Origin of the sequence: Streptomyces sp. NPDC056527, from assembly GCF_042794475.1 — a bacterium.
Lineage (GTDB): Bacteria > Actinomycetota > Actinomycetes > Streptomycetales > Streptomycetaceae > Streptomyces.
The window spans coordinates 321,400-346,669 of sequence record NZ_JBHTTQ010000001.1 but is presented as its reverse complement, the minus strand read 5'-3'; the positions used below and the strand labels follow the sequence as shown (position 1 = coordinate 346,669).

22 protein-coding genes and 2 pseudogenes are annotated in these 25,270 nt (G+C 73.2%); 13 read left to right on the top strand and 11 right to left on the bottom strand.

Annotated elements, in window-relative coordinates; genetic code table 11:
• Window positions 1-97 precede the first annotated feature (97 nt).
• Both ACFQ7Q_RS01615 and ACFQ7Q_RS01610 read left to right on the top strand, forming a co-directional pair.
• Window positions 98-571 (top strand): MarR family winged helix-turn-helix transcriptional regulator, encoded by a 474-nt coding sequence (locus ACFQ7Q_RS01615; protein WP_383548267.1) that lies wholly within the window; start codon window positions 98-100, stop codon window positions 569-571.
• Between the two features lie 44 nt (window positions 572-615).
• Window positions 616-1,344: a transporter substrate-binding domain-containing protein gene (locus ACFQ7Q_RS01610; RefSeq protein ID WP_383548263.1), complete on the top strand. Its 729-nt coding sequence runs from the start codon at window positions 616-618 to the stop codon at window positions 1,342-1,344.
• Here the strand turns inward: ACFQ7Q_RS01610 and ACFQ7Q_RS01605 are convergent.
• From ACFQ7Q_RS01605 to ACFQ7Q_RS01590, 4 genes are all read right to left on the bottom strand, one after another.
• Window positions 1,332-2,792: an aldehyde dehydrogenase family protein gene (locus ACFQ7Q_RS01605; protein WP_383548261.1), complete on the bottom strand. Its 1,461-nt coding sequence runs from the start codon at window positions 2,790-2,792 to the stop codon at window positions 1,332-1,334. The genes ACFQ7Q_RS01610 and ACFQ7Q_RS01605 overlap by 13 nt on opposite strands.
• A gap of 7 nt (window positions 2,793-2,799) precedes the next feature.
• Window positions 2,800-2,997 carry a hypothetical protein gene (locus ACFQ7Q_RS01600; protein WP_383548258.1) on the bottom strand — a complete coding sequence of 66 codons (198 nt, stop codon included), beginning with the start codon at window positions 2,995-2,997 and terminating at the stop codon, window positions 2,800-2,802.
• Between the two features lie 123 nt (window positions 2,998-3,120).
• On the bottom strand, window positions 3,121-5,247 hold the full coding sequence (locus tag ACFQ7Q_RS01595; RefSeq protein WP_383548255.1) for a SpoIIE family protein phosphatase: 2,127 nt from the start codon (window positions 5,245-5,247) through the stop codon (window positions 3,121-3,123).
• 131 nt (window positions 5,248-5,378) lie between these two features.
• Window positions 5,379-6,305 carry a glutaminase gene (locus tag ACFQ7Q_RS01590; RefSeq protein ID WP_383548253.1) on the bottom strand — a complete coding sequence of 309 codons (927 nt, stop codon included), beginning with the start codon at window positions 6,303-6,305 and terminating at the stop codon, window positions 5,379-5,381.
• Window positions 6,306-6,412: 107 nt separating this feature from the next.
• Here ACFQ7Q_RS01590 and ACFQ7Q_RS01585 point away from each other — a divergent pair, with 107 nt between their 5' ends.
• Window positions 6,413-7,081 (top strand): 1,4-alpha-glucan branching protein, encoded by a 669-nt coding sequence (locus ACFQ7Q_RS01585; protein ID WP_383548250.1) that lies wholly within the window; start codon window positions 6,413-6,415, stop codon window positions 7,079-7,081.
• Between the two features lie 42 nt (window positions 7,082-7,123).
• On the opposite strand, the gene yidD is transcribed toward ACFQ7Q_RS01585, so the two are convergent.
• The 4 genes and pseudogenes from yidD to ACFQ7Q_RS01565 form a co-directional block, all read right to left on the bottom strand.
• Window positions 7,124-7,492 carry a membrane protein insertion efficiency factor YidD gene (yidD, locus tag ACFQ7Q_RS01580; protein WP_383548247.1) on the bottom strand — a complete coding sequence of 123 codons (369 nt, stop codon included), beginning with the start codon at window positions 7,490-7,492 and terminating at the stop codon, window positions 7,124-7,126.
• Window positions 7,493-7,685: 193 nt separating this feature from the next.
• Window positions 7,686-9,776: an elongation factor G gene (gene fusA, locus ACFQ7Q_RS01575; RefSeq protein ID WP_383548244.1), complete on the bottom strand. Its 2,091-nt coding sequence runs from the start codon at window positions 9,774-9,776 to the stop codon at window positions 7,686-7,688.
• A gap of 321 nt (window positions 9,777-10,097) precedes the next feature.
• Window positions 10,098-10,882 (bottom strand): annotated as a pseudogene (locus ACFQ7Q_RS01570) (IS5 family transposase).
• A gap of 45 nt (window positions 10,883-10,927) precedes the next feature.
• On the bottom strand, window positions 10,928-11,869 hold the full coding sequence (locus tag ACFQ7Q_RS01565) for a LysR family transcriptional regulator (protein ID WP_383548242.1): 942 nt from the start codon (window positions 11,867-11,869) through the stop codon (window positions 10,928-10,930).
• Window positions 11,870-11,940: 71 nt separating this feature from the next.
• Between ACFQ7Q_RS01565 and ACFQ7Q_RS01560 the strand changes: the two genes are divergently transcribed.
• The 3 genes and pseudogenes from ACFQ7Q_RS01560 to ACFQ7Q_RS01550 form a co-directional block, all read left to right on the top strand.
• Window positions 11,941-12,867 (top strand): dihydrodipicolinate synthase family protein, encoded by a 927-nt coding sequence (locus ACFQ7Q_RS01560; RefSeq protein WP_383548239.1) that lies wholly within the window; start codon window positions 11,941-11,943, stop codon window positions 12,865-12,867.
• Between the two features lie 182 nt (window positions 12,868-13,049).
• A complete protein-coding gene (locus ACFQ7Q_RS01555; protein WP_383548236.1) occupies window positions 13,050-13,691 on the top strand; it encodes a maleylpyruvate isomerase N-terminal domain-containing protein in 642 nt (213 codons plus the stop codon).
• Between the two features lie 3 nt (window positions 13,692-13,694).
• Window positions 13,695-13,778 (top strand): annotated as a pseudogene (locus tag ACFQ7Q_RS01550) (IS5/IS1182 family transposase); the annotation flags it as partial.
• Window positions 13,779-13,849: 71 nt separating this feature from the next.
• Here ACFQ7Q_RS01550 and ACFQ7Q_RS01545 read toward each other — a convergent pair.
• Window positions 13,850-15,160 (bottom strand): amidohydrolase, encoded by a 1,311-nt coding sequence (locus ACFQ7Q_RS01545; RefSeq protein ID WP_383548233.1) that lies wholly within the window; start codon window positions 15,158-15,160, stop codon window positions 13,850-13,852.
• The gene (locus ACFQ7Q_RS01540) at window positions 15,157-16,422 is read right to left on the bottom strand and encodes an MFS transporter (RefSeq protein WP_383548231.1); all 1,266 of its coding nucleotides are present in this window, start codon (window positions 16,420-16,422) and stop codon (window positions 15,157-15,159) included. The genes ACFQ7Q_RS01545 and ACFQ7Q_RS01540 overlap by 4 nt, the downstream gene beginning before the upstream one ends.
• 65 nt (window positions 16,423-16,487) lie before the next feature.
• Here ACFQ7Q_RS01540 and ACFQ7Q_RS01535 point away from each other — a divergent pair, with 65 nt between their 5' ends.
• Window positions 16,488-17,657 (top strand): Lrp/AsnC family transcriptional regulator, encoded by a 1,170-nt coding sequence (locus tag ACFQ7Q_RS01535; RefSeq protein ID WP_383548228.1) that lies wholly within the window; start codon window positions 16,488-16,490, stop codon window positions 17,655-17,657.
• On the opposite strand, the gene ACFQ7Q_RS01530 is transcribed toward ACFQ7Q_RS01535, so the two are convergent.
• Window positions 17,615-18,661, bottom strand: coding sequence for an enoyl-CoA hydratase/isomerase family protein (locus ACFQ7Q_RS01530; RefSeq protein WP_383548225.1), 1,047 nt, complete (start codon window positions 18,659-18,661; stop codon window positions 17,615-17,617). The genes ACFQ7Q_RS01535 and ACFQ7Q_RS01530 overlap by 43 nt on opposite strands.
• Before the next feature lie 535 nt (window positions 18,662-19,196).
• Between ACFQ7Q_RS01530 and ACFQ7Q_RS01525 the strand changes: the two genes are divergently transcribed.
• Genes ACFQ7Q_RS01525 through ACFQ7Q_RS01500 form a run of 6 tightly spaced genes read left to right on the top strand, consistent with a single transcriptional unit; the run spans window position 19,197 to window position 25,251 of the window.
• A complete protein-coding gene (locus tag ACFQ7Q_RS01525; protein ID WP_383548222.1) occupies window positions 19,197-20,225 on the top strand; it encodes a 3-oxoacyl-ACP synthase III family protein in 1,029 nt (342 codons plus the stop codon).
• Window positions 20,222-20,962, top strand: coding sequence for a glycosyltransferase family A protein (locus tag ACFQ7Q_RS01520; protein ID WP_383548219.1), 741 nt, complete (start codon window positions 20,222-20,224; stop codon window positions 20,960-20,962). The genes ACFQ7Q_RS01525 and ACFQ7Q_RS01520 overlap by 4 nt, the downstream gene beginning before the upstream one ends.
• Window positions 20,962-22,440, top strand: a complete 1,479-nt coding sequence (locus ACFQ7Q_RS01515) for an AMP-binding protein (RefSeq protein ID WP_383548216.1) — start codon at window positions 20,962-20,964, stop codon at window positions 22,438-22,440. Before ACFQ7Q_RS01520 ends, ACFQ7Q_RS01515 begins: the two co-directional genes overlap by 1 nt.
• Window positions 22,437-23,210 (top strand): glycosyltransferase family A protein, encoded by a 774-nt coding sequence (locus ACFQ7Q_RS01510; protein ID WP_383548213.1) that lies wholly within the window; start codon window positions 22,437-22,439, stop codon window positions 23,208-23,210. The genes ACFQ7Q_RS01515 and ACFQ7Q_RS01510 overlap by 4 nt, the downstream gene beginning before the upstream one ends.
• Window positions 23,207-24,343, top strand: coding sequence for a cytochrome P450 (locus tag ACFQ7Q_RS01505; RefSeq protein ID WP_383548210.1), 1,137 nt, complete (start codon window positions 23,207-23,209; stop codon window positions 24,341-24,343). Before ACFQ7Q_RS01510 ends, ACFQ7Q_RS01505 begins: the two co-directional genes overlap by 4 nt.
• Complete coding sequence (locus ACFQ7Q_RS01500) at window positions 24,340-25,251, top strand: NAD-dependent epimerase/dehydratase family protein (RefSeq protein ID WP_383548207.1); 912 nt, start codon at window positions 24,340-24,342, stop codon at window positions 25,249-25,251. Before ACFQ7Q_RS01505 ends, ACFQ7Q_RS01500 begins: the two co-directional genes overlap by 4 nt.
• Window positions 25,252-25,270 lie beyond the last annotated feature (19 nt).

Below are 25,270 nucleotides of genomic sequence, written 5' to 3'. Positions count from 1 at the left end.
TCGTACACATCAAATGCAGAGTACACATTGCATGTATCCTGCACATGGAGGGCCGGTGGTTGGCGGACGGCCGTGCGGGGTTGGGAGGATGGCACCCATGGAAAAGCCCACGCACCTGATCGAGTTCGAGACCATGCTCGTCGGGCGGCACTCGCATCTGTTCGACCCCCGGACGCGGAGCACCACGGGGCGCCTCGACCGGAGCGCCTACGTCCTGCTCAGCCGCATCCGGATGGACGGGCCCATGTCCATCGGCCAGCTCAGCGAGGCGTTCGGCCTGGACGCCTCCACGCTCAACCGGCAGACCGCCGCCATGCTGAAGGCCGGGGTCGTCGAGCGCATCGCCGACCCGGACGGCGGCATCGCCCGCAAGTTCAGCATCACCACCGAGGGGCTGCGCCGCCTCGACGCGGACCGGGCGGAGAACGTCCACGGCCTGGAGCGGGTCCTCAGCGACTGGACGGCCGACGAGGTGGCCGACTTCGCCGCGTATCTCAGGCGGTTCAACAGCGACATCGAACGCCTCGAAGGCCGCCCCTGGCCGCGCCCGGACGCCACGCACCCGGTGTGAGGACGCCACGCACCCGGTGTGAGGCGGTGTCCTAGACTCCGCCCATGACGAGCACGACGGCTGACATCAGCGAGGATCTGGCACCGACCGGCGTACTGCGGGCCTCGATCAACCTGGGCAATCCGGTTCTGGCCGCCGGCACGCCCGAGGCCCCGGCAGGGGTCACGGTCGACCTCGCACGGGAGATCGGCGCGCGGCTCGGGGTACCGGTCGAACTCGTCTGCTTCGACGCGGCACGCAAGTCGTACGAGGCGATGGCCACGGGCCGGGCCGACCTCTGCTTCCTCGCCGTCGAACCCGCCCGGGAGGCCGAGGTCGCCTTCACCGCCCCTTACGTCGTGATCGAGGGGGTGTTCGCGGTCGACCGGGACTCGGCCCTCACCACCGTCGCCGACGTCGACCGCGACGGTGTGCGGATCGGGGTGAAGCGGGGGTCCGCCTACGACCTCTACCTCTCGCGCACGTTGCGTCACGCGTCCGTCGTACGCGGCGAGGAGGGCGTGGACGTCTTCCGCTCCGAGGGGCTGGAGGTCGCGGCCGGCATCCGGCAGCCGATGGCCGAGTACGTCGCCGCGCGTCCCGAACTCCGTCTGATCGAGGACCGGTTCATGGAGATCCGGCAGGCCGTGGGCACGACCCTGTCCCGGCGGCCCGCGACCGTCCGGTTCCTGTCCGACCTCGTCGAGGAGCTGAAGGCGGACGGGTTCGTCGCCGACGCGCTGCGCCGGGCGCACCAGTCGGACACGCTCGTCGCGCCGCCTCAGAAGGGGTAGCGGGCCTGCCGGCCGGCGATCGTGACCCAGCGGGTGTTGGAGAAGGACTCGATGCCCCACCGCCCGCCGAAGCGCCCGTAACCGGAGGCCTTCACGCCACCGAAGGGGGCGTGGGGCTCGTCGGCGACGGACTGGTTGTTGATGTGCACGATGCCGGAGTGGACCCGGCGGGCGACCGCCAGTCCATGGGTCGCGTTCTCGGTGATGATGCCGCAGGTCAGCCCGTTCTCGGTGTCGTTGGCCAGGGCGATGGCCGTCTCGTCGTCGGCGAAGGTTTCGACCACGCACACCGGCCCGAAGACCTCCGCGTAGTAGAGCTCCATCTCCCGGGTCACACCGCTGAGTACGGTCGGCGGGTGCACCGCGCCCCGCGGCTCGGTTCCGCCGGTGAGCACGGTGGCTCCCGCGGCGACCGCGTCCGCGACGAGCGCGGCGACCCGGTGGGCCGCGGCCTCGCTCACCAACGGTCCGATGACGGTGTCCGGGTGGCCCGGGTCGCCGGCCGGGAGGGCAGCCGCCCGGGCGGCGAACCGTCGGGTGAACTCCTCGGCGAGACTGTCGTGGACGAGGAGGCGGTCGCCGGACATGCAGATCTGGCCGGCGTTCATGAAGACGCCGAACGTGGCCGCGTCGACGGCGTAGTCCATGTCCGCGTCGTCGAGGACGATGACGGAGTTCTTGCCACCGAGTTCGAGGACCGCGGGCTTCAGGTGCCGCGCCGCGTGCGCGCCGATGAGGCGGCCGGTGTGGGTCGAGCCGGTGAAGTCGACCGCACGGACGCGAGGATCGGCGATCAGCGTCTCGGCGATCTCGGCGGAGTCCTCGAGGGCGTTGGTCACCACGTTGAGGACCCCGTCGGGCAGCCCGGCCTCGCGCAGTACGTCGGCGACGAAGAGCCCGGCGGCGATCGGCGCCCTCTCGCTCGGCTTCGCCACGACCGTGTTGCCGGCGGCCAGAGGGGCTGCGACGGCCCGTACGCCGAGGATGAGGGGCGCGTTCCAGGGCGCGAACGCGGCGACGACGCCGAGCGGTTCACGCACCGCGAGGCCCAGCGCGCCCTCCTCCTGGGCGCTGAGGACCTCGCCGCGGGGCGCGGTGACCGCCGCCGCGGCCTCGCGCAGGATGTTCGCGGCGAGCCCCGCGTTGAAGTACGCCCACGGGCGCGTGCTGCCGGTCTCACCGGCCATGAGCGCGGCGGCCTCCTCGGTCCTGGCGTCGAGGAGGTCGGCCGCCTTGAGGAAGACCGCCCGGCGGGCGAAGGGGGCGAGCGCCGCCCATGCCGGAAAGGCCGCGTGGGCCGCGTCGACCGCCCGGGTGACGTCCTCGGGGCCGGCGGCGGCCACGGTCGCGTACACCTCGCCGGTGTACGGGTCGAGGTCCTCGGTGGTGCGGCCGGACGCGGCCGGCACCTCCCGGCCGCCGATCAGCAGCTCACGCGTGACGGCCACCGCGCGGTTACTCCGCGCCGGTCCGGGCGCGCGCCCCGCATGTCGCGCCGGTACCCGCGCTCTCCGAGCCGCGGTCGTACCAGTAGTCCCCGGCGGTCATGCAGCGGGCGGGATACCCCTGTCCGGGCGCGGCGACGGGCCCGGCCTCCCACGGGGCGGGGGCCTGCCGACGGGCGGGGTCGTGGTGGGTGGGTCGATCGGTCATGGCGGCTCCTGGTCGTGACGACCTTCCCATCCTCACCCGTACGACCTCCGCTCGCCTCGCGGCGCGGCCCCGGCGGCGCCCGGAGTCGACCGACCGGCCCACCGTCGTGCGTGCGCCGACCGATCAGTCGGATCCGGTACGGCTCCTCAGCACCAGCAGGGCGATGTCGTCCGTACGTTGTAGCTCGGGGCGGTTCTCCCGCAGGAGCGTGTCGATGAGGAGCTCCAGGTCACTGTCGTCCGCCTCGTCGATGTGACCGGCGAGTTCAGCGAGGGAGTCGTCGAGGTCGGTGCCCGGCGTCTCGACGAGACCGTCGGTGTAGAGCAGCAGCATCAGGCCGGGGGACAGCGGGACCTCGGTCACCGGGTAGGCGGCGCCGGGGACGACGCCGAGCAGGGGTCCGGGCGTCACGTCGAGCGGGACGGCGCGGCGGCCCGGGAGGCGCACCAGGGGCGGCGGGTGTCCGGCGCTGGCGAAGCGGACGCGTCGCGCGGCGAAGTCGAGATGTGCATAGAGACAGCTGGTGAACAGGCCGGGGTCGAGCTCGGTGAGCTGCTGGTTGGCGGCCGAGAGCACCTGGTCGGGGGGCTCGCCGAGCGTCGCGTGGGCGTGGACTCCGGTACGGACCTGGCCCATCAGCGCGGCGGCGGCGACGTTGTGGCCCTGGACGTCTCCGATGACGGCCGCGGCCGCGGTGTCGCCGAGCCGGATCAGGTCGTAGAAGTCACCGCCGATGTCCATGCCACGGGTGGCGGGCAGATAGCGGGCGGCGACGTCGAGGCCGACCACGTCGGGGAGGCTGTGGGGCAGCAGGGCCTGCTGGAGTCCATGGGCGAGCCGGTGCTTGGTGTCGTAGAGCCGGGCACGGTCGAGGGCCTGCGCGACGAGGCCGGCGAGTGAGGTCATGACGGCGCGTTCCTCGGTGGGGAACGTGTGGGGCCGGTCGTAGGACAGGAGACAGAGGCCGACCGGACGGCCGGAGATGATCAGGGGCAGAAAGGCCCACGCCTGTTTGTCGGTGGTCGGCCGTACCTCGGGGTAGATCCGTCGCATCTCCTCGGGGTCGGCAAGGAACGAGGGGATGCCGCTGGTGACCGCCTGTCCTGCGGGGCTGAACGTGGCGTCGATCGGCAGGGCGTCGAAGCGTTCGACGATCTCGGGGGCATAGCCGCGGTGGCCGGTGATCCGCAGGCGGCCGGAGTCGACCGCGGCCAGGATCAGGCCCTGTGCGCCGAAGGCGGGCATGATCTGGTCGGCGACCAGATCGACGACGTCCTGGACCCCGACGACCTCGGTCAGACCCGCTGCCAGGTGCATGAGCTGGTAGAGCTCCCCGGCACGGGCCGGGGTGGCGGTGGTGGTGTCGCGCCGGGTCGCGGGGGCCGCGGGGAGCGCTCCCCCGGTGGGCACGATACGGACGCTGACCCCACCGGCGTCCGGGTAGAGGTGGAAGTCCAGCCATCGGTCCGGCGGGCGGCAGGCCGTGAAGGAGACGGGCTCGCGGCTGAGGACCGCGGCGCGGTAGCGGTCCTCGTAGGTGGGGTCGTCGAGCCAGCGCAGGGACTGCCACGGCAGTGTCCCCAGGAGGGTCTCGGCGTCGATGCCGAGCAGTTCGGCTCCGCCGTGGCTGAGGTAGGTGATGCGTCCGTCCAGGTCCAGGGCGCAGCAGCCGCCGGGCAGGCGCTCGGCGAAGTCGGCGACCGCCTGCTCCGGGCTCGGGGGCGGGCGGGCGGTGTCGAGCGGGAGGACGCGCGGCAGGTCCGTGTCACCGAGGGGTATGCCACTCTCGGCGGCCCCCTCCAGCAGCTCGGCCAGACGTCGGCAGCAGGCGGTGACCAGGCCGTGTTCCCACCGCGACAGCCGGGGCGGGCGGGCGGCCGGCCACATCAGGAGGAGTGAGCCCCAGGCGGCGGCGCCGGTGATCGGTGCGGCGGCCATGGCGAGAGGGTACGGGAGGGCCATCGAGGTACGGGGATAGGTCTGGGCCATCTCCTGCTGGCTGCCCACCCAGATCAGCCGGTTCTCGCGGACGGCGTCGGCCACGGGAGCCGGTGCGGCGAGCGGGACCCGCGCCCATGGGGCGGCGAGTTCCGCCGGAGCGCCGCAGAGCGCCTCGAGGCGGAGCACTTGCGCGTCGTCCGAAGCGAGGAGGTAGACGGCGCCGATGGAGGCGCCGGTGCGTCGGACCGTCTTCGTGAGCGCGGCATCGATCCCCGCAGTGCCTCTGGGCGGTCCGACCGTGCTGGTCAACAGGCACCTCCAGCGTCGCGGCCCGGTGCTCGGTCCCATTATCGCGCGGGCCGCGATCCGCGCTCGTCGCGGCGGACGGAACCGCGACGGGCGCAGCGGCGGCGCTCGGGGCGACGGGATGCGGTGAGACGTCAGAAGACGGAGAGCCCGGTGATGGTGGTGAAGCGGTCCAGGGCCGCGACTCCCGCGACCGAGTTGCCGCGTTCGTCGAGGCCGGGGCTCCATACGCACAGGGTGCAACGGCCCGGGACGACGGCGATGATGCCGCCGCCGACACCGCTCTTGCCGGGCAGGCCGACGCGGTAGGCGAAGTCCCCCGCCGCGTCGTAGGTGCCGCAGGTGAGCATGACGGCGTTGACCTGCTTGGCCTGGCTGCGGGTGAGCAGCCGTGAGCCGTCCGCGCGGATGCCGTGGCGGGCCAGGAAGCCGGTGGCGAGCGCCAGGTCGGCGCAGGACGCCTCGATCGAGCACTGCCGGAAGTACTCGCGCAGAAGGACCGGCACGGCGTTGTCGATGTTCTCGTACGAGGCCATGAAGTGGGCCAGCGCGGCGTTGCGGTCGCCGTGCGCGGTCTCCGAGGCGGCCACGTCCCGGTCGAAGTCCAGGTCCGTGTTCCCGCTCTCCGCGCGCAGCAGGTCGAGCAGGCTGCCCGAGGCGTCGCCCGTGAGGCTGTGCAACCGGTCGGTGACGACCAGCGCGCCCGCGTTGATGAAGGGGTTGCGCGGGATGCCGTGCTCGTACTCCAGCTGGACGAGGGAGTTGAAGGGATTGCCCGAAGGCTCGCGTCCGACGTGCTCCCAGAGCACCTCGCCCTCCCGGGCGAGGGCGAGCGCGAGGGTGAACACCTTGGTGACGGACTGGGTGGAGAACGGCTGCTGCCAGTCCCCCACTCCGTACACCGTCCCGTCGAGCTCGGCGACGGCCATGCCGAACCGGCTCGGGTCACCGACGGCGAGCGCCGGAATGTAGTCGGCGGGTCGGCCCCGGCCGACGAGATCCCCGATCTCCTCGGCGATGCGCTCGAGGACGGGCTGGAACGACAGCAGCATGATCCTCATTGTGCCGCCGGGCCGCCGCGGGTGACGCACGGGGCGTGCCCATGCGCGAGGTGCGGCCGTCTCCGCGGTGGCGGGAACCGGGCGAGACGGTGGGAAGTTCACTGATCATGGCTGTCATTCATCGCACCACCATGACCCCGACCAAGCTGGAGCTGTTCGCCGCCTGGCTGCCCTCCCGGCCCTGGTACGTCGCCACCGGGCGCGCGCCGGAGCTCGCCAAGGCCGGGGGCTTCCGGCTCGACGACCCGCGGGGGGAGGTGGGCATCGAGTTCATGGTCGTCACGGACGGCTCCGGTGACCGGCCCGTCTCGTACCTCCTGCCGCTGACCTATCGCGAGGCTCCGCTCGACGGCGCCCCCGCCGACGCCCTGGTCGGCACCTCCGAGCACGGTGTGCTCGGCAAGCGCTGGGTGTACGACGGGATCCACGACCCGGTCCTGGTGGAGCGGCTGCTCGCCCTGCTCGAAGGCCGCGCCGAGCCGCAGGCGCAGAGCGAGACCGACACGCCGGACCACTCCGTCACCGGACGGTTCGACGGGGACGGCCTCACGGCCCTGACCGGACCGGAGTCCGTCACCGAGGGGCCGCACGGAACCGAACTCGCGGTACGGACGGCGGGGGACGTCGACACCCCTCTCACTCTCGCCCTGACCCGGGTGCTCCGGAAGGCGGACGGTCCCGCGGACGCACGGGGTCAGGTCACCGCCGAGTGGGAGATCCCGGGCGGGGACCGCGGCCGCGGGGCGTTCGTCGTCGTACGCGAGAACGCGGGCTGACCCGGCGCCGGATCGTCGGTGTCCCGCGGCGTCGACCGGCGGTCAGTCCGGCACCGGGTCGGTGAAGCCTCGGCGCCGGGCGGCCGCCGGCCTGCAGCGCATCAGGCGAGACACCGTCAGACGGGCACCCCGCCGTGCTCCATGGCGGCTCAGCGCCTTCACGGCGTACGTGGAGCAGCTGGGCGTGTACGGGCAGCACGGCGGACGGCGCGGGCTGATCTCCTCGCGGTAGTACTGGACGGCGGTGTACATCGCGCCGGCGACCCGCCCGTCGGGGCGGCCCGGTGACGGGTGCCCGCCGCGTGGCCGCCGGCTTCCCGTGGGGCGCACCAGGGCGAGGAACAACGCCGGAAGGAGGGCCAGCCACATCTCCGGGCAGCACTGGCGGCTCGCGACGCAGTGGTCGAGCATGCCGGCGCAGCAACCCTCTTCCCCGTCCTCACGCCGCTTGCGCCGGCGGTCGGCTCGCCCGGGCTTCCTCGATGACGTCACAACGCCCCCTCCGTGTCCATCGGATGATATGCGTGGCGCGATCTCGGGCTCCCTGGAGGGGCGTGGACCTGGGACGGGCCCGCCCGGAGGAGGGCGGGCCCGTCAGGAGCGGCTACCGGGGCGCCGTCCCGGCCACGAGCCCGGCCGGGACGGGCGCGTAACCGGTCGGCCGGGTGGTGAACGTGCCCCGGCCCTGGGTGCGGCTGCGGAGCCGGGACGCGTAGCCGAACAGCTCGGCCAGCGGCACGGTCGCGGTGATCACCGCCGTACCGGCACGTGCGGTGGAGCCGGAGACCCGGCCGCGCCGTGCCGCCAGATCACCGAGCACCCCGCCCACGGCGCTGTCGGGCACCGTGACCGTGACCTCGACCACCGGCTCCAGGAGCGTCATCGCGCTGGCGCGCAACGCCTCGCGGAGCGCGAGGCGGCCGGCGGTACGGAACGCCATCTCCGAGGAGTCCTTGGAGTGCGTGGCACCGTCGGTCAGCGTCACCCGGACACCGGTGACCGGGTGGCCGCCGAGCGGGCCCTGGGCCAGGGCGTCGCGACAGCCGGCCTCGACCGCGCGGACGTACTCCTGCGGTACGCGGCCACCGGTGACGGTGGACGAGAACGCGAACTCCCCCGCCGCGCCGGTGTCGGGGTCCAGCGCCGCCACGTCGATGACGACATGGGCGAACTGGCCCGAGCCACCGTCCTGTTTGACGTGCCGGTAGACCAGGTCGGAGACCCCGCGGACGACCGTCTCGCGGTAGGCGACCTGCGGCCTGCCGACACCGATCTCCAGGCCCTGGGCCCGGCGGATCTTCTCCACGGCCACCTCCAGATGCAGTTCGCCCATGCCCGACAGCACGGTCTGGCCGGTCTCGGGGTCGGTGCGGACCTTCAGCGAAGGGTCCTCCTCGACGAGCCGGGCCAGCGCCGACGCCAGCCGGTCGGTGTCGAGGCTTCTCCGTGCCTCGACCGCGACGGAGACGACCGGGTCGGCCACGGTGGGCGGTTCGAGGAGCAGGGGCTCCGACGGTGCGCACAGCGTGGCACCGGTCCTCGCGTCCTTCACGCCGACGACCGCGACGATGTCCCCGGCCCGCGCCCGGTCCACTTCGGTGTTCCGGTCGGCCTGCACCCGGAGGATGCGGCCGATCCGTTCCGTGCGCCGTGCGGCCACATCGAGCACGACATCTCCCTTTCCGATCGTTCCCGCGTACACACGCAGGTAGGTCAGCCGCCCGGTGGCGGTCGAGTTCACCTTGAAGACCAGGGCGGCGAACGGCGCCGCCGGATCGGCGGCCCGCTCCTCCACCGCGCCGTCCGCGGTGGTGCCCTGGATCGGCGGTACTTCCAGCGGAGAGGGCAGGTAGGACACGACGGCGTCGAGGAGCGGCTCCGTCCCGCGGTTGCGGTAGGCCGATCCGCACAGCACGACCACGCCGTCCCCGGTCCGCGTGAGATCACGCAGGGCCGCGGTCAGCGTCGGCGCGGCGAGCTCCGAGCGCGCGCAGAACTCCTCGAGCGCGACGGGATGGAGCTCCGCCACCGCCTCCTCGAGGGCGCGACGGCGATGTCGCGCCTCGTCCACGAGTGCGTCGGGCACGGGGCCCTCCGTGTACGTGTCGCTGCCCGGGGCCCAGACCAGGGCGCGCATGTGCACGAGGTCCACGACTCCGGTGAAGCCGTCCTCCTGACCGATCGGCAGCTGGACGACGAGCGGCACGGTGTGCAGCCGGTCCCGGATCGAGGCCACCGCGGTGTCGAGGTCGGCGCCCGCGCGGTCCATCTTGTTGACGAACGCGATCCTCGGAACCTGGTACCGGTCGGCCTGTCGCCACACCGTCTCGCTCTGCGGCTCGACCCCGGCGACCGCGTCGAACACGGCGACGGCGCCGTCGAGGACGCGCAGCGAGCGCTCGACCTCGTCGGAGAAGTCGACGTGTCCGGGGGTGTCGATGAGGTTGATCCGGTGGTCGTCCCAGACGCAGCTGACCGCCGCGGCGAAGATGGTGATGCCGCGGTCGCGCTCCTGGGTGTCGAAGTCGGTGACGGTGGTGCCGTCGTGGACTTCGCCGCGCTTGTGGATGGCGCCGGTGAGGTACAGCATCCGTTCGGTGACGGTGGTCTTGCCGGCGTCGACATGGGCGAGGATGCCCAGATTCCGGACGCTGGTCAGGGAGTCGGGCAGGGGAAGGTGAAGGTGGGTACGCACGGCCCGGGGCCTTTCGAGGTGTTCGAGAACAGGGCGGCGCGATTCCCGGACGAAGACGGCCCGGAAGCGGGCGGATCGAGCCCCCGGAGAAGGGGTGGCTCAGAAGTTCGTCACGGGCGTCCGATGGCGGCCGCGCAGCCGACACCGGTCGGACCGGGACATCAGGATCACGTCGTACCGTGACGGGGAGACGACGGCGGCGATACGGCAACGCACGGTCGGCTCCCCTCGGTTCGAATGATCGGGCACGCCGGGTTCCCGGCGGCACGTGAGTGAGTCTAGGGAGCCGTCCGCGACGGCGACACCGATTTACTGATCGTTTCAGAATGAGGTTCGCAGGCGGCGGAGGCGTATGAGGCTGCAGGCCAGCTCGATGAGGCTCCTGGTGGAGATCGGCGCGTCGTTCGTATCGGATACGGAGCCGTTTGAACTGATGCAGCCAGGCGAGGGCACGCTCGACCACCCAGCGCACCTTGCCCAGTCCGGACCCGTGGGCGACGCCGCGTCGTGCGATCAACGGCTTGATGCCCCGTCTCCGCAGTAGGCGGCGGTACTTGTCGAAGTCGTAGCTCCGGTCCGCGTGTAGACGCGGGGGCTTGCGGCGGGGACGTCCCCGCCGACCCGCATCGGCGGAACGGCGTCCAGCAGCGGCAGGAGCTGGGTGACGTCATGCCGGTTCCCACCGGTCAGCGTCACGGTGAGCGGGGTTCCGTAGCGGTCCACGATCAGGTGGTGCCTGGAGCCGGAACCGACGTGATCCCCCCTTTGAGGGCCGGACGTGCGACCCTTCCACGGAACAGTCGTCCAGGTCCGGCAGGGCGGCGCGCCGAAGCTCGGCCGGCAGGGCGGCGTGCAGGCGTGGCCAGACGCCGGCCTCGGTCCAGTCCCGCAACCGACGCCAGGACGTCACCCCGGAACAGCCCACGGTCTCCGCGGGGACATCGCGCCACGCAACACCGGTCCGCAGCACGTACATGACGCCGGCGAGTGCTGCCCGGTCGGGAACACGCAGCCGACCGGGGTAGCAGCGGCTCCGTTCGGGAGCGGGCGGCAGCAGCGGGGGCCACCCGCTGCCACAGGTCGTCAGGAACAAGATCAGCCCGCATTCCTGACACCCTGCCGACAAGATCACTGAGCACAAGACCCGCGACTCAGCTCACTGAAGCGATCAGTAAGGAGGCACGGCCCGTGGCACCCACCGCCGTTCGCGCCGCCGCCACGAATGCTGCGATCGCCGGGTGGGTGCCGCCGCCCGCGCGGAAGGCGACCTTCGAGCGGCGGAAGAGGGGCAGCCGGGTCAGGACCACGTCCTCGGGGGCGTGTGCGGTGGCCATCTCCGGTACGAATCCGGCGCCTTGCCCGATGGCCGCCAGTGCCAGGACCGTACGAAAGTCGTTGACCTGATGGCGGATGCGGGGCTGGAATCCGGCTGCCTGACAGGCGCGCACGGCCATCGCGTGACCGGTCGTGCCGTCCCGGGCCGTGATCCATGGGGACATGGCCCACGGTCCGAGCAGCTCGGCCAGCGTTTCGCCGCGGGCGAAGAGACCGGTGGAGGGCGCGCTGCCGGTGGCCAGGTACATCGGCTCCTCCAACAGGGGCACCTGGTCGACCGTGGTGTCCGGTGACGCGGGCACGAAGTCGTAGTCGTGGACGAGGGCCACGTCGAGTTCGCCGGCGCGTAGGCCGTCGGAGACTCGCGCCGAGTCGATCTCCTGCACCATCGGTTCCAGCGCGGGATGCCGCTGGGCCAGTTCGGCCAGCGTGGCGGGCACGATTGCGGGGCCGCCAGAGGGAAACGTCCCGATCCGCAGCGGCCCGCCGATGCCCTCGCGTGCCCCGGCCAGCTCGGAGACGGCCAGTTCGAGGCGTTCGAGGACGGCATCGGCGTGGGTGACGAGGGTGCGGCCCGCGGGGGTGAGCACCACCCGTCTGCCGCTTCGTTCCAGCAGGGGTACGCCCGCCTCGCGCTCAAGCACGCTCAGCTGCTGGGAGACGGCCGAGGCGGTGAAGGTCAGCGCTTCGGCGACGGCCGCGATGGTGCCGCGTCGGTCCAGTTCGCGCAGCAGGTGGAGTCGTCGAACATCGAGCATAAGGTGAGCTTACGTATAAGCGAAGAAACATGAACTGGATCTACCGGGTTTGTGTCGGTCAGGCTGGGCGCATGAAGCCCGAAGCGAATCTCACCGGCCTGTTTGTCCCTTTGGTGACTCCGTTCACCGACGACCTGCGCCTCGCCCCGGACGCGCTCGCCTGCCTCGCCGACGAGGCGCTGTCGGTCGGCGGCGCTCGGGGACTCGTCGCCCTGGGCACCACTGCGGAGGCGGCCACGCTGACCACCGAGGAGAAGCGGGCGGTGGTCCGCATCTGCGCGGCCGCCTGCCGGGCACACGGAGCTCCGCTGATCGTCGGCGTCGGCACCAACGACACCGCCGCCGCCATCACGACACTGCGGGAGCTCGCTCAGAGCGGTGACGTCGCCGCGGCGCTGGTTCCCGCGCCGCCCTACACCCGGCCCGGTGAGGCGGGAACGCTGGCGCACTTCACGGCACTCGCCGAAGGCGGGGGCCTGCCGCTGGTCGTCTACGACATCCCGTACCGCACCGGTCAGTCGCTCAGCACCGGCACTCTGAACGCGCTCGGGCACCTACCGGAGGTCGTCGGGGTCAAGTACGCGACCGGTGCGATCGACGCGGCCGCGATGGAACTGCTCGGCTCGTCGACACCGGGCTTCGCGGTGCTCGGCGGCGATGACACCGTCATCTCGCCGCTGCTCGCGTCGGGCGCCCACGGTGGCATCCTGGCGTCGGCCAATGTCCGCACTGCTGACTTCGCCGAGCTGATCTCGCTGTGGCAGCGAGACGCCACCGGACCGGCCCGCAGGCTGGGAACGGAGCTGGCCCGGCTGTCCGCCGCGCTCTTCGCCGAGCCGAACCCGACCGTGATCAAGGGGGTGTTGCACGCCCAGGGCCGTATTCCCAGCCCGGCCGTCCGGCTGCCGCTGCTGGCCGCCTCCGCTGATTCGGTCCGGCTAGCGGCGGCCCTGTCCGCCACCAGGACCCACCAAGCCGACCAAGGGACCGCGGCCTGAGACAGACCCGTGGTCCCCGGCGAAGCCCCGTAGACCTTCGATGCACGCCGATTGGGCCCGGCCCGTTCCCGTGTCGCCACACTCCCCACATGGGCGAGCTGTCCAGGGGGGCCAAGGCGGCGGGTCGATCCACAACGTGGACCTGTCAGCGGCTGTGATGATGAGATTGCGACGATGCCCGAATGACTGATGAGATCCGGAAGACCTATCTGCAGGCTGCCGAGAAGGCGGTGCACCTACTGGCCACAGAGCAGGTAGCCCGACGCTGGGAGACCGAATCCGTGCTCCCCGGGATGTCAGTGGGTGGGCTGGCCGGCCACCTTGCGCGTAGCGTCCTCCAAGTCGAGTGGTTCCTCGACGGTCAGGTAGTCGGCGCAGAACCGGTGTCAGCGGTTCGGTACTACGCGCGGCTCGCCGATACGTCATTGCCGGACTCTGCGCTGAACGTCGGAGTGCGTGCCCGCAGCGAGGAAACTGCCGCAGCCGGGTCCGCTGTCGTGGCTGAGCAGGCCCGGGCAGCGTGGATGCGGCTGACGCAGCGGCTGGGCATGGAGTCGGCCGATCGGCGGGTGGCTGTCCTTCACCGGCCGGGAGAGGAGATGTTGCTCGACGGATACCTGCAGACCCGTTGCGTCGAGCTAGCGGTTCACCTTGATGACCTCGCGCTCAGTGTCGACGCGCCATGCCGAGTGCCCGATGCTGCACTCGCCATCGCGGTGGACGTGCTCGTTGCCGCCGCCCGGGACCGGCACGGCGACCAAGCCGTGTTGCATGCGCTCGCCAGGCGTGAGCGTGACGTCGACCAGGCCCTACGTGTGTTGTAGGTATACGAACGACGCGCCGATCTCCACCAGGGGCTGCTCGAACTGGCCTGCAGCCTCATCTGCTTCCGCCGCCTGCGAACCTCATTCTGGAACGATCAGTTAGTTCCAGTGTGCGGGAGCGCCGGCCGGTCGGCCCGGTCGGCGCTCCGAGGGCGGTGTCAGGCGCCGCCGTTGGGCGTGGTCAGCCAGTGCGCGGCGGCCGCGAGGAGGGTCGTCACGCCGATCTCCAGGGTCGGCTCCGGTACGGGCGCGAAGTAGGGGGAGTGGTTGGCCGGGACCGTGTCGGGGATGCCGTGCTCCAGCACGGACGCGGGGTCGATGTCGCGGTAGAGGTCCGGGTCGGCGCCGCCGAAGTGCCAGAAGACGGAGGGCGCGTGAAGCGCGGTGCCGAAGGTGCCGAAGTCCTCGCTGCCGGTGACGGGCTGCGGCAGTGTGAAGACACGGCCCTCGCCGAGCGCGGCCGTGAGGGCGTCCTGGACCGCGCGGGTGGCGTCATGGTCGTTGACCGTCACGGGGAAGGTGTTGAAGGGGACGATCTCCGGTTCCTTCGGGGCACCGGACGCGGCGGCCTCCGCGTGGATGATCCGCTTGACGGCCCGCAGGACCCGCTCCCGTACCTCCGGGGTCGTGCTGCGGATGTTGACCATCAGCTCGGCGGTGTCGGGGATGATGTTCTCCTTGGTCCCGGCGTGCAGCGAGCCGACGGTCACGACCGCCGTCTGGGCGGCGGCGATCTCGCGGGAGACCACGGTCTGCAGCCGCATGACGATCGCGGCGGCCAGGACCACCGGGTCGACGGTGGTCTCGGGCATCGAGCCGTGGCCGCCGCGGCCGTGGAGCCGGACCCTGAGGTTGTCGGAGGCGGCCATGACCGGACCGGGACGGGTTCCGACGAAGCCGACCGGTGTGGGCGCCACGTGCTGGCCGAGACAGATGTCGGCACGCGGGAAGCGGTCCGGGAATCCGTCGTCGATCATCGCCGGGGCGCCGCCGATCTCCTCGGCGGGCTGGAAGACCGCGACGACCGTGCCCCGCCATCGGTCGCGGGTGGCGGCGAGTTGGGCGGTGGCGCCGAGCAGGCAGGCGACGTGCATGTCGTGACCGCAGGCGTGCATGACCGGGACCTCGTTGCCGTCCGGGTCCGTCCCGGTCGCGGTGGACGCGTACGGCAGTCCGGTCCGCTCCCGCACCGGCAGGCCGTCCATGTCGGCGCGCAACAGCACGACCGGGCCCTCGCCGTTGGCCAGCACGCCGACGACGCCGGTGCCGCCGACGCCCTCGGTGACCTCCCAGCCCTGTTCCCGCAGCCGGACGGCGGCGATGTCGGCCGTACGGAACTCCTGGAACGACAGCTCAGGGTGGGCGTGCAGGTCCTCGTAGAGGGCGCGCAGTCCGGGCAACCGCTCGCCCAGCCCGACGAGCAGCGGGGCGACGGGACCGGCGGTGGTGGAGAGAGGCGTACGCATCATGTCTGCTCCGTGGTGAGTGAGGACGGGTCGGGCTGGTGGGCCACGCCGAGCGCGGCTCGGAAGGAGTCGGCGTCCTGCGGGGTGACGAGTGACGTCACGGCGACGGTCACGGCCCCGAGAACCAGGAAAGCGAAGGCGACCTGGAAGGAGAAGGCGTCGGCGAGCACGCCCATGACGGGCGGCGCGATCATGCCCGCGATCTGACCGCCGAGGACGATGACGGCGCTGCCGACGCCGACGTGGCGGGGGTCGAGTCCGCGCAGCGGCACGGCGAAGATCGGCATGTACGTGAGCGAGGCGGCGCACGCGGCGACGGTGGCGAAGAGGACGAAGCCGGTGAGGGAGGCCGAGTAGGACATCAGGGGCAGGGCGATCGCGGCGACCGTCATCGCGGGCACGGCGATCCTCCGGTGATGGCCGCCGAGCCGGTCGACCAGCCTCCCGCCCGCGACCGTCGCGATCGCCGAGGCGAGCGCCGGAATGGCGACGAGCGCGCCGGCGGAGGCCAGCGGGATGCCGCGTTCGTCGTGGAGGTACGAGGGGATCCAGGTGGTGAGGCCCCACATGATCGTGCTGTAACCGAACAACATCAGGGCGAAGCGCCACAGCACGCCTTCGCGCAGCATCAGCCGGAGGCCGTTGCGGACAGCAGGCGTCTCCGGATCGGTTCCCACCAGCGGCGCCGGCAGCCACATCCGTACCGCCGCGAGCACGAACACGCCCAGCGCGGCCGTCGAGAAGAACGCCGAGCGCCAGCCGAAGACGGCGATGAGCGGGGCGACGGCGAGCGGGGTGAGCACGGCGGCGAGGGCGTTGGAGCTCATGATCAGCCCGTTGGCGCCCATCCGTTCCTCCGGCGTGGTCCGTTCCACGAGGACCTTCATCGAGGCGGGCGGGAAGATCCCCTCGGCGACGCCGAACGCGAACCGGAGGACCAGCAGCACCGCGAACGACCAGGCGAAGCCGGTCAGGGCCGTGAAGACCGACCAGGACAGCAGGGCCCAGCAGGTCACCCGCCGAGCGCCGAAGCGATCGGCGAGCAGGCCGCCGGGAATCTGGCAGAGCGCGTAGGCGAGGAAGAACGCGGAGACCACGAGTCCCTGTTGTCCCCGGCCGAGGTCGAACTCCTCGCCGATGGAGGGCAGGACGAGGTTGATGACAAGGCGGTCGGCATAGTCGACGAGCCAGGCGGCGAACAGCAGGACGATCGTGATCCGGACGGTCCGTCGGGCCCGGACCGAGCTCGGGGGCGGAGCTGACACGGCACTCCTCACTCTCCTGTGGCCGGGTGTTCCCCCCGGCCGGAAGTGCCCCTACGATCCGGTCCGTGAGCGAAGAAGCCTTGAAACTGCCGGAAAGCCTCAGGGGCAGGGCTCTGATGCCGGATTCCGGCACCATCGATCCCGACGCCGGGTTCTCCGAGCTCGATCTGGCGCTCATCGACGCCCTCCAGGCCGCCCCGCGCGCCCCGTGGTCCCGCATCGGGCGCGCGCTCGGCGTGGACCCGACGACCGCGGCCCGCCGCTGGGAGCGACTGCGCACGAGCGGTCTGGCCTGGATCACCGCGTACAACAGCGCGGGGACGACCGCCGTCGCCTATGTCGAGGTCCGCTGCCGGCCCCGGCATCTGGAGGCGGTGAGCGCCGCCGCGGCCGCGCTCCCCTGGGTCTTCAGCGTGGACGAGACGGCCGGTGACTTCGACCTGTTCCTCTCCGTGGCGGCGCCCGATCTGCCCACCCTCGGCAGGTCGGTGCACCGGGTCATCGGCGGTCTGCGCGGGGTCCGTTCGACGCGGACGCGGCTGAGCATCACCCTGTACGGGGAGGGCCGCGACTGGCGGATGCGCGCGATGGAGCCGGCGGAGCGCGCGGCACTGTCCAGCTCGCCGAGGGCCCGGGGGCGCGTCGTGCACGGCTTGCGGGCGTTCGACCGTGTCTCTCCCGAGGACCGTGCCCTGCTCGCGGCGCTCGGCGGGGACGGCCGGCTCGGCTACACGGAGCTGGGGGCGATGACGGGCATGAGCGAGCACACGGCCCGGCGCCGGGTGCAGCGGATGACGCGGGAGGGTGCGATCACGATCCGCTGCGATCTGGCGCACCCGCTCGCGGGTCTGCCGACCATGGTCGTCTATCGCGGCTGCGTCCCGTACCCGCATCTGGAGGCGACCGGGAACGCGTTGGCGCGGATGGATCAGGTCCGGATGTGCGTCTCGGTGAGCGGGCCGCACAACCTCCTGGTCCTGGTGTGGCTGCGCGGCCTCGACGCGATCGACCCGTTCGAGGCCCTGCTCGCGGAGCGCTTCCCCGCGCTGGAGGTCAAGGACCGGACCGTCGCTCTCCACACCCCCAAGCGCATGGGCCGGCTCCTCGACGCGCAGGGCCGCGCGATCGGCCGCGTCCCGCTGGGGATGACCTGGGACGAGACGCCGCCGGACGAGCGGCCCCGGTCAGGCCGTCACGCGGGGAACGGCTCCGGGGCCCCCGCCGGATCGAAGTAGCGGGCCACGGACTCGTCCGTGACCTCGGCGAGCGTGGGCGGGGACCAGTGGGGGTCGCGGTCCTTGTCGACGACCTGCGCGCGGATGCCCTCGACGAGATCCGCGGAGGACAGGGCGGCACAGGAGAGCCGGAACTCCATGTTCAGGACTGCTTCCAGGGAGTCCAGGTGCCGGGCGCGCCGGAGCGCCGCCAGGGTGGTCTTGAGGGCGACGGGCGAGCGGCCGAGGAGCGTGGTCGCCGTTTCCTTCGCCTCGGGGACCCCGGAGTCGATCAGCCGGTCGATGACGGCCTCGACGGTCTCCGCCGCGTAGCAGCCGTCGATCCACTCGCGCCGGGCGGCCAGGTCGCCGGGCGGGGCCGGCTGGGCGAACCGCGGCACGACCTCGTGCGCGGGGGCTCGCGTGAGCTCCTCGGCCAGCCGGGGCAGTTCGGCCGACGGTACGTAGTGGTCCGCGAGCCCGGTCAGGAGCGCGTCGGCTGCGCCGGCCTGGGTGCCGGTCAGGGCGAGATGGGTGCCCAGCTCGCCGGGCGCCCGGCCGAGCAGATACGTGCCGCCGACGTCGGGCACGAAGCCGATGCCGGTCTCGGGCATCGCCAGCCGGGAGCGTTCGGTGACGAGGCGCACGGAGCCGTGGGCGGAGACACCGACGCCGCCGCCCATCACGATGCCGTCCATGAAGGCGACATAGGGCTTGGGATAGCGGGCGATACGGGCGTTGAGCCGGTACTCGTCGCGCCAGAAGTCGACGGTGGCGCGGCCGCCGGCGCGGGCGTCGTCGTGGATGGCCCGGATGTCGCCGCCGGCGCACAGCCCCCTTTCACCGGCGCCCTGGAGGACGACGGTCTCGATCGCCGGATCGTCCTCCCACGCTGTGAGGGCTTCGTCGATGCGGCACACCATGGCGTGGGTGAGCGCGTTGATGGCCCTGGGCCGGTTCAGCGTGAGGAACCCGGCCCGCCCTTCGGTACGCACCAGGACGTGCGGGCTGTCGGTCGCGGTCATCGCAGGGGCTCCGCCGGGCCGGGGGCCGCCAAGAGTCGCATGATCCCGTCACTTCCCTCCAGGACGATCTTCCGACCACCGTATCCGGTGCGCCCTCCCGGGCGACAGCCTCGGCGGCTCGGGGGGCCCTGACGACATGATGGGCCGGTGCGAGGACGTCGAGCGGGCGGGCGTCCCCGCTGCCCGAGCTGCCGACCGAGCTCGATCGGGAGGGCCCGCTGACCGGCGGTGTGTCCCGCGGCGGGATCATGGCTGCCCTCGGCTGAGCGCGGCTGCGGGTTCCTGCCCGCCCCGAGCCGAGGCGCCGGCGGTGGGGTTCGGGCCGCCCCCGGGCCGAGGCGCTGTGGGGTCCGGCCCGCCCCGAGCCGAGCCGTCGCCGGCGGCTCCGAGCCGCCCCCGAGCCGAGCCGCCGCCGGTGGCGGTTCCAGGCCGCCCCGGACCGCTTCTGCCCACCGGCCAACAGGGGCTTTTCCCCACGGGAGATGAGTACGCGCACTCAGGACGCCCGCCGCGATCCGCTCGTAGCCTCCGTGGCATGGAAAGTCATGATGCCGTCGCCGACGGCTCCCTCCGCGTCGGGATCACCGGGACCGGTTCCTGCCTGCCCGAGCAGGTGCTGGACTCGGAGCAGTTGCGGCAGCGGGTGGTCGCGGGCAGTGGGTTGACGCTGCCGGACGGGATGTTCGAGCGGGCCACCGGGATCCTGACCCGTCGGGTCGCCCGGCCCGACGAGTACGCCTCCACCCTCGCGGTCGGGGCCGCCCACCAGGCGCTGGGGCGGGCCGGGGTCGGGCCCGCCGACATCGACCTGCTGGTGTTCGCCTCCGCCACGCGCGACATGGTGGAGCCTGCCACCGCACACATCGTGCAGGCCGAGCTCGGCTCCCGGGCACACGCCCTGGACGTGACCAACGCCTGCAACAGCTTCGTCAACGGCATCGACCTCGCCCGCACCATGATCCTCGCGGGGCGCGCCCGGCGGGCCCTCGTCGTCACCGGTGAGACGCCGAGCCGTGCCGTACGGCACGACCCGGCCGATCTGGCCGAGTTCCGTGACGGCTTCGCCGGCTACACCTTCGGCGACGCGGGCGCGGCGGTGGTCCTCGAAGCGGTGGACCGTGGCGGGATCCTCGACGTGGACAGCGAGACCCACTCCGAGCACTGGCGCGTCGGCGGGATATTCGGCGGCGGTTCACGCCATCCTCGGGGCGACGAGCACACGTACTTCCACGGCGACGGCAGCGAGCTGCGCGAGGTGTTCGAGAAGGTCGGCACCTCGGTGATCGACCGGGTCCGGCACCGCACGGGTCTCGAGTGGCGTCACTTCCGGTACGTCCTGGTCCATCAGGTCACCGTGCCGTACCTGGAGCGCTTCGTGGAGATCACCGGCGTCCCCAGGGACCGGCTCGTGGTCACCGTCCCCGAGCTCGGGAACATCGCCAGTGCGAGCCTGGGCGTGCAACTCGACCGGATACACGACGGGTTGCGTCCGGGAGACCGCGTTCTGTTCGTCGGTCTCGGCGGTGGCGTCAGCATCATGACGATGGTCTGGGAGAAGGCGTGAGCGCGCTGTGGGTGGTGGTGCCCGCGCATCAGGAGGCCGCGCGCATCGGTGACACGCTGACGGCGCTCGCCGCGCAGACGGACCGGGACTTCCAGCTGGTCGTGGTCGACAACGCCTCCGAGGACGACACCGCGGCGATCGCACGCGCCTTCGCCGAGCGGGCCCCGTTCCCGGTGCATGTGCTCGACGAGCGGGACAAGGGGGTGGGCTGCGCCGTCGACACCGGGTTCCGGTACGCGATCGGGCGCGGGGCCACGCTGCTCGCGCGTACGGACGCCGACTGTCTGCCGCACCCCGGCTGGACGGCGGCGGCCCGGGACGCGCTGCGGAGCGGGGCCGGGCTGGTGTGCGGACGGATCGACGCGCGCAGGGACGAGCACGGCCCGCTGGGCCGCGCCGTGTTCCGTGCGCTCGTGCGGGTCGCGGCGTTCTTCGGCCGGGTGCGCCCCGCGCACCGGCGAGGGAACGGCTACCTGGCGCCGTACCGGATGCATGCCGGCAACAACATGGCCATCACCGCGCGCCTGTACGAGGCCGTCGGCGGGATGCCCCGCCGCCCCTCCCCCACCGACCGGCTCTTCCTGAACCGGGTACGGCGCCGGACGACCGCCATCGTCCACGCCCGCGACATGGTGGTGGAGAACTCCACCCGGCGCCTGCGCGCCTACGGAGTCGTCGGAACCGCCCGCTGGTACCTGGACAAGGGCCCGGGCCGTCACGGAGAGGACCCGCGCTGATGCTGGAGGCTCTCGCCCACACCCTGCGGTCGCGCCCCGACCGGCCGGCCGTTCTCGGTACCTCGCGCACCGGCGCCGTCCGCACGAAGGCCACCTGCGGAGAGCTCGCCGACCTCGCCGACGCGTACGCCGCCGCCCTGCACGCGCGCGGGATCGCGCGCGGCGGCACGGTCGGGGTCGCGGTGCGGCCCGGGCCGCGCGCGCTGGCCGTGATGCTCGCCGTGCACCGGCTGGGACTGCGCGCCGCGGTGCTCGACCCCTCGGCCGGTCCGGACGTCCTGCGTGCCCGGCTCGCGTTGGCCCGCCCGGACGTGGTCCTCGCCGACGCGACGGCGCAGGCGGTGGCCGGATGGGCGAGGCCGCTGGCGCGCCGGGCCCGTCTCGCGCTGCCGGACCTCGCCGAGCTCGGACCGGTGGCCACGGTCGGCCCGCGGCTGCCGGGAAGCGCGCCCGCACTCGGCGCCGACGTCAGTACGGCGGTGCTGCCGCGCCCGGTGGACGGGGACGGCGACGCGGTGATCGTCTTCACCTCGGGCACCACCTCGCGGCCCCGCGCGGTGGTCCACACCCGCTCCTCGCTCGCCGCCGGCATGGCCACCGTGACCGACCTCGTGGCGCCCGAGCCCGGTCGCCCGGTCCTCGGCGGTACGTTCTTCGTCCTCGTGCCGTCCCTGGCGAGCGGTGCGCCGGTCGCGCTGCCCGCCCGGTCGCCACGCGTCCTGGCGCGGCAGATGCGCCGACTGGCCCCGCAGGCCACCTATCTGACACCTCCTCAACTGCGGGCGGCGCTGGCCGAGGAGGCACGGTTCACGGGACGGGTCTGGACCGGCTCCGCGCCGGCGAGCGCGGAGCTGCTCACGCGGGTGAAGGGGGCGGGCGCGGACGAGGCCTGGGGCGTGTACGCGCTCACGGAACTCTTTCCCGCGGCTGCCGTCGAACAGGCGGACAAGGCCGCGTTCGGCGGCGAGGGCGATCTGGTGGGCGCGCCGCTGCCGGGGGTCGAGGCCAAGACCGGACCGGCCGGGGAGTTGCTGCTCTCCGGTCCGGCGGCTCGGGATCGCTACCTCGGGGAGGAGCCGGCGCCCTGGGTCGACACCGGCGACCGGGCCCGGCTCGACGCCGACGGCCGGATCGTGCTCGAGGGCCGCTGCAAGGACATGATCCTGCGGCGGGCGGAGAACATCTACCCGGGCCTCTACGAGCCCGCGCTGCACGTGGCCGGTGTCGAGCTGGCCGTCCTGGTGGGCGTTCCGGCCGGGGACGGGGACGAGCGTCTCGTCGCCGTCGTCCAGCCGCACCGGGCGGCGGACCACGGCCGGGTGCGTGCCGCGCTGGCCGGGCCGCTGGAGCGGATGGGCGCGGCTCGCCCGGACACGCTGCTGCTCGCCGACATCCCGCTGTCCGGCCGCTCGTCGAAGCCCGACCGGGCGGCGACGGCGAGGCTGGCGGCCGCCCGCACCCGTGGTGCCGCCCGATGACGGCAGCAGCGGAGACGGCGCTGTGGGCGGTGGTGCCCGCCTTCGACGAGGAGGCCTCGCTCGGCGCGACGCTCGCCGCGCTCGCGGCGCAGTCCGACACCCGGTTCACCCTCGTCGTCGTGGACAACGCCTCCACCGACGGGACCCCCGGCATCGTGCGGCGCTTCGCCGCCGCCGCGCCCTTCCCCGTCCATCTCGTCGAGGAGCGTGAACCGGGCGCGGGCGCGGCCGCCGACACCGGGTTCCGGTACGCCATCGCCCGGGGCGCCGCGCTGTTGGTTCGTACGGACTCCGACTGTCTGCCGGCGCGCGACTGGATCGCCGCCGCGAAGGCGGCGTTCGCCGGGGGCGCGGAGATGGCCTGCGGGCGCAGCCTCCCGCGGCCGGACGAGTCCCCGTCCGTCGCGGAGCGGTACGTCCTGCCGATGGTGGTCCGGGCGACGGCGGTCTACGGACGCCTGCGCAAGGAGCACCGGGATCCGCGCTACCGCACCCCGTACGTCCTGTGTCACGGGCACAACATCGCCGTCACCGCCGATCTGTACGTACGGTGCGGTGGCGCGCCGAGGGTCCCGCTTGAGGGGCCGCCCGAGGATGTCGTGCTGCTCAACCGGGCGCGCATGCACAGCGATCGGATCACACGGGCCGAGCGGATGGTGGTACGGGCGAGCCTGCGCAGGTTGCGGGCGTGGGGCGCCCGTCGGACCCTGCTGTGGTCCTGGGACCGCCGCTACCGGCCGAGCGACCCGCGGAAGGTGCACGTCCGGTGACCGGCTTCCCGACGACGTCCGCCGTCCGCGCGGCGCGCCGCCGCGACCGGCGGGTGTACACGCGCTCCCACCCGCTGCTGTTCGCCCTGCTCGCGGCGGTCCGGCGCCGGCCCGTGGTCCGCGTGGGCCGGGCCGTGCTGGTGAGCGGAGCGGAGCCGTACCGCCAGGCCCTCACCCGGGTCCCGCTGGACCGCGCGGCGGCGGGCACCACCGGGGGCGCGGCCCGTGAACTGTCCGGTGGCGGGCTGCTGTTCGACCAGGACGGCGCGGGGCACCGCGATGCGCGGCGGGCCGTGGCCGAGGGTCTGGGGGCGGACGGTGTGGCGCGGCTGCGGCCGGTCTGGCAGGCCGTCCTGACGCGTCGGCTCGCCCCGCTCGGTGCGGGGCTCGCGGTCGATCTCGTCCCGCTGGCACGCGAGTTGTCCGGAGCGACGGTCCGTGCCCTGCTGGATGCCACCGCCGACCCGTCGGCGCTGGCCGATGCCGCCGCCGACGCGGCGGCGGCCGCTGTCCGGGACCATCTGCCCGGCCCTCGGCGACCGGGCGCCGCCCGAGCGGCGGCCGAGGCGACGGCCCGACTGGAGGCGCTGCTCGCGGGCGGGGAGGACGACGACGCGGGGCTGCGGGCGATGCTCGCCGTCGCCGCCGTCAACACGACGGTCGCCGCGCTGCCGCGCGCGGTCGCCTGGTGTGCGGACGGCGGGCTGTGGGGGCAGGCCGGCGACGAAGGTCTGCGGCCGGCCCTGGTGACCGAGCTGCTCCGGGTCGTCGCGCCGTCCCCGCTGCTGCCGCGCGTGGCCGCGGCCGACGCCGTGGTCGGCGGGTGCCCGGTCGGGGCCGGGGACCGGTTGGTGCTGGTGGCACGCAACGCCGTGGGCGCGCACAGCACTCCGCCGGACGCCCACCACCCCGCGCCGCCGGCCGTCGCCCAACTCGTCTTCGGCGCCGGCCCCCACGCCTGCCCGGGCGCCCGCCTGGCCCGCGCGCAACTGGACGACCTCCTGGCCGCGCTCGCCCCGCACCGCCCGTCCGTCGTCCGCGCCCGCGTGGACCGGCGTGCGGCACTCCCCGGCTGGCGCGAGCTGACGATTCGCGCGACCACGTCCGACATCCGTACGGAGACCCGAACATGACCACGATCGCCGTCACCGGAGCCAGTGGCTTCTGTGGCTCCCATGTCGCCGCCCTCGCCGCCGCGCGCGGTGCCGACGTGCTGTGTGTGGGGCGGCGGCCCGGCCCCGTCGGCCGGCATGTGCGCTGGGACGCCGAGAGCGGGACGCCCGACCTGGGCGGCGCCGATCTCGTCGTGCACTGCGCGGCGGCCGTCGGCGACCCGGTGCCCGGTTCGCCGGCCGAGGCCACGATGCGGGCCGTGAACGTCGACGGCACCGCCCGCCTTCTGGCCGCGGCCGCCGGCCGGCCGGTGGTCTGGGTGAGCAGCGCCAGCGTGTACGCCCCCGGGCCCGGGCGGGCCAGGATCACGGAGGACCATCCCGTGCGCGGACAGTTGAACGCCTACGGCCGTACGAAGGCGGCCGGGGAGGCCCTCGCGCTCGCGGCCGGGGCGGTGGTGCTCCGCCCCCGTGCGGTCTACGGCCCCGGCGACCCCCATCTCGTGCCGCGCCTGCTCGCCCGCGTCCGGGCCGGACTGCTGCTCCTGCCCGGCCGCGACGTGCTCCTGAGCCTGACGGCCGTGGAGAACCTCGCCGACGCGTGTCTCTCCGCCGCCGACTGGCAGCCGGGCGGGTACAACATCGCCGACCCGGTGCCGTACCACCGTGACGAGGCGGTACGGACCGTCCTGCGCGCCCATGGCGTGCACGCGCGGATCGGCCGGCTTCCCCTGCCCCTGGCGCGCGCCGCGGCCGCCACCGCGGAGTCCCTGTCCCGCCTCAGGCCGCACACCGAGCCCCCACTGACCCGGTACGCCGTGGACCAGCTGGCCCACACGGTCGTCCTCGACGTCTCCAGGGCCGAGGGCCAGGGCTGGCGGGCGCGGCGCACCCTCGCCGACTTCACGTCGGCCGTGTCCGGAGGCTGACGCGGCACGCGCCATCGGC

Excerpts from the sequence above, each read along its gene's own strand:
- ACFQ7Q_RS01545 (WP_383548233.1), bottom strand. The coding sequence starts at position 15,160 with ATGATGCGTACGCCTCTCTCCACCACCGCCGGTCCCGTCGCCCCGCTG.
- ACFQ7Q_RS01590 (WP_383548253.1), bottom strand. The coding sequence starts at position 6,305 with ATGAGGATCATGCTGCTGTCGTTCCAGCCCGTCCTCGAGCGCATCGCC.
- ACFQ7Q_RS01600 (WP_383548258.1), bottom strand. The coding sequence starts at position 2,997 with ATGACCGATCGACCCACCCACCACGACCCCGCCCGTCGGCAGGCCCCC.
- ACFQ7Q_RS01525 (WP_383548222.1), top strand. The coding sequence starts at position 19,197 with ATGGAAAGTCATGATGCCGTCGCCGACGGCTCCCTCCGCGTCGGGATC.
- ACFQ7Q_RS01585 (WP_383548250.1), top strand. The coding sequence starts at position 6,413 with ATGGCTGTCATTCATCGCACCACCATGACCCCGACCAAGCTGGAGCTG.
- ACFQ7Q_RS01530 (WP_383548225.1), bottom strand. The coding sequence starts at position 18,661 with ATGACCGCGACCGACAGCCCGCACGTCCTGGTGCGTACCGAAGGGCGG.
- ACFQ7Q_RS01615 (WP_383548267.1), top strand. The coding sequence starts at position 98 with ATGGAAAAGCCCACGCACCTGATCGAGTTCGAGACCATGCTCGTCGGG.
- ACFQ7Q_RS01560 (WP_383548239.1), top strand. The coding sequence starts at position 11,941 with ATGAAGCCCGAAGCGAATCTCACCGGCCTGTTTGTCCCTTTGGTGACT.
- ACFQ7Q_RS01500 (WP_383548207.1), top strand. The coding sequence starts at position 24,340 with ATGACCACGATCGCCGTCACCGGAGCCAGTGGCTTCTGTGGCTCCCAT.
- ACFQ7Q_RS01510 (WP_383548213.1), top strand. The coding sequence starts at position 22,437 with ATGACGGCAGCAGCGGAGACGGCGCTGTGGGCGGTGGTGCCCGCCTTC.
- yidD (WP_383548247.1), bottom strand. The coding sequence starts at position 7,492 with ATGCTCGACCACTGCGTCGCGAGCCGCCAGTGCTGCCCGGAGATGTGG.
- ACFQ7Q_RS01555 (WP_383548236.1), top strand. The coding sequence starts at position 13,050 with ATGACTGATGAGATCCGGAAGACCTATCTGCAGGCTGCCGAGAAGGCG.
- ACFQ7Q_RS01515 (WP_383548216.1), top strand. The coding sequence starts at position 20,962 with ATGCTGGAGGCTCTCGCCCACACCCTGCGGTCGCGCCCCGACCGGCCG.
- ACFQ7Q_RS01565 (WP_383548242.1), bottom strand. The coding sequence starts at position 11,869 with ATGCTCGATGTTCGACGACTCCACCTGCTGCGCGAACTGGACCGACGC.
- ACFQ7Q_RS01610 (WP_383548263.1), top strand. The coding sequence starts at position 616 with ATGACGAGCACGACGGCTGACATCAGCGAGGATCTGGCACCGACCGGC.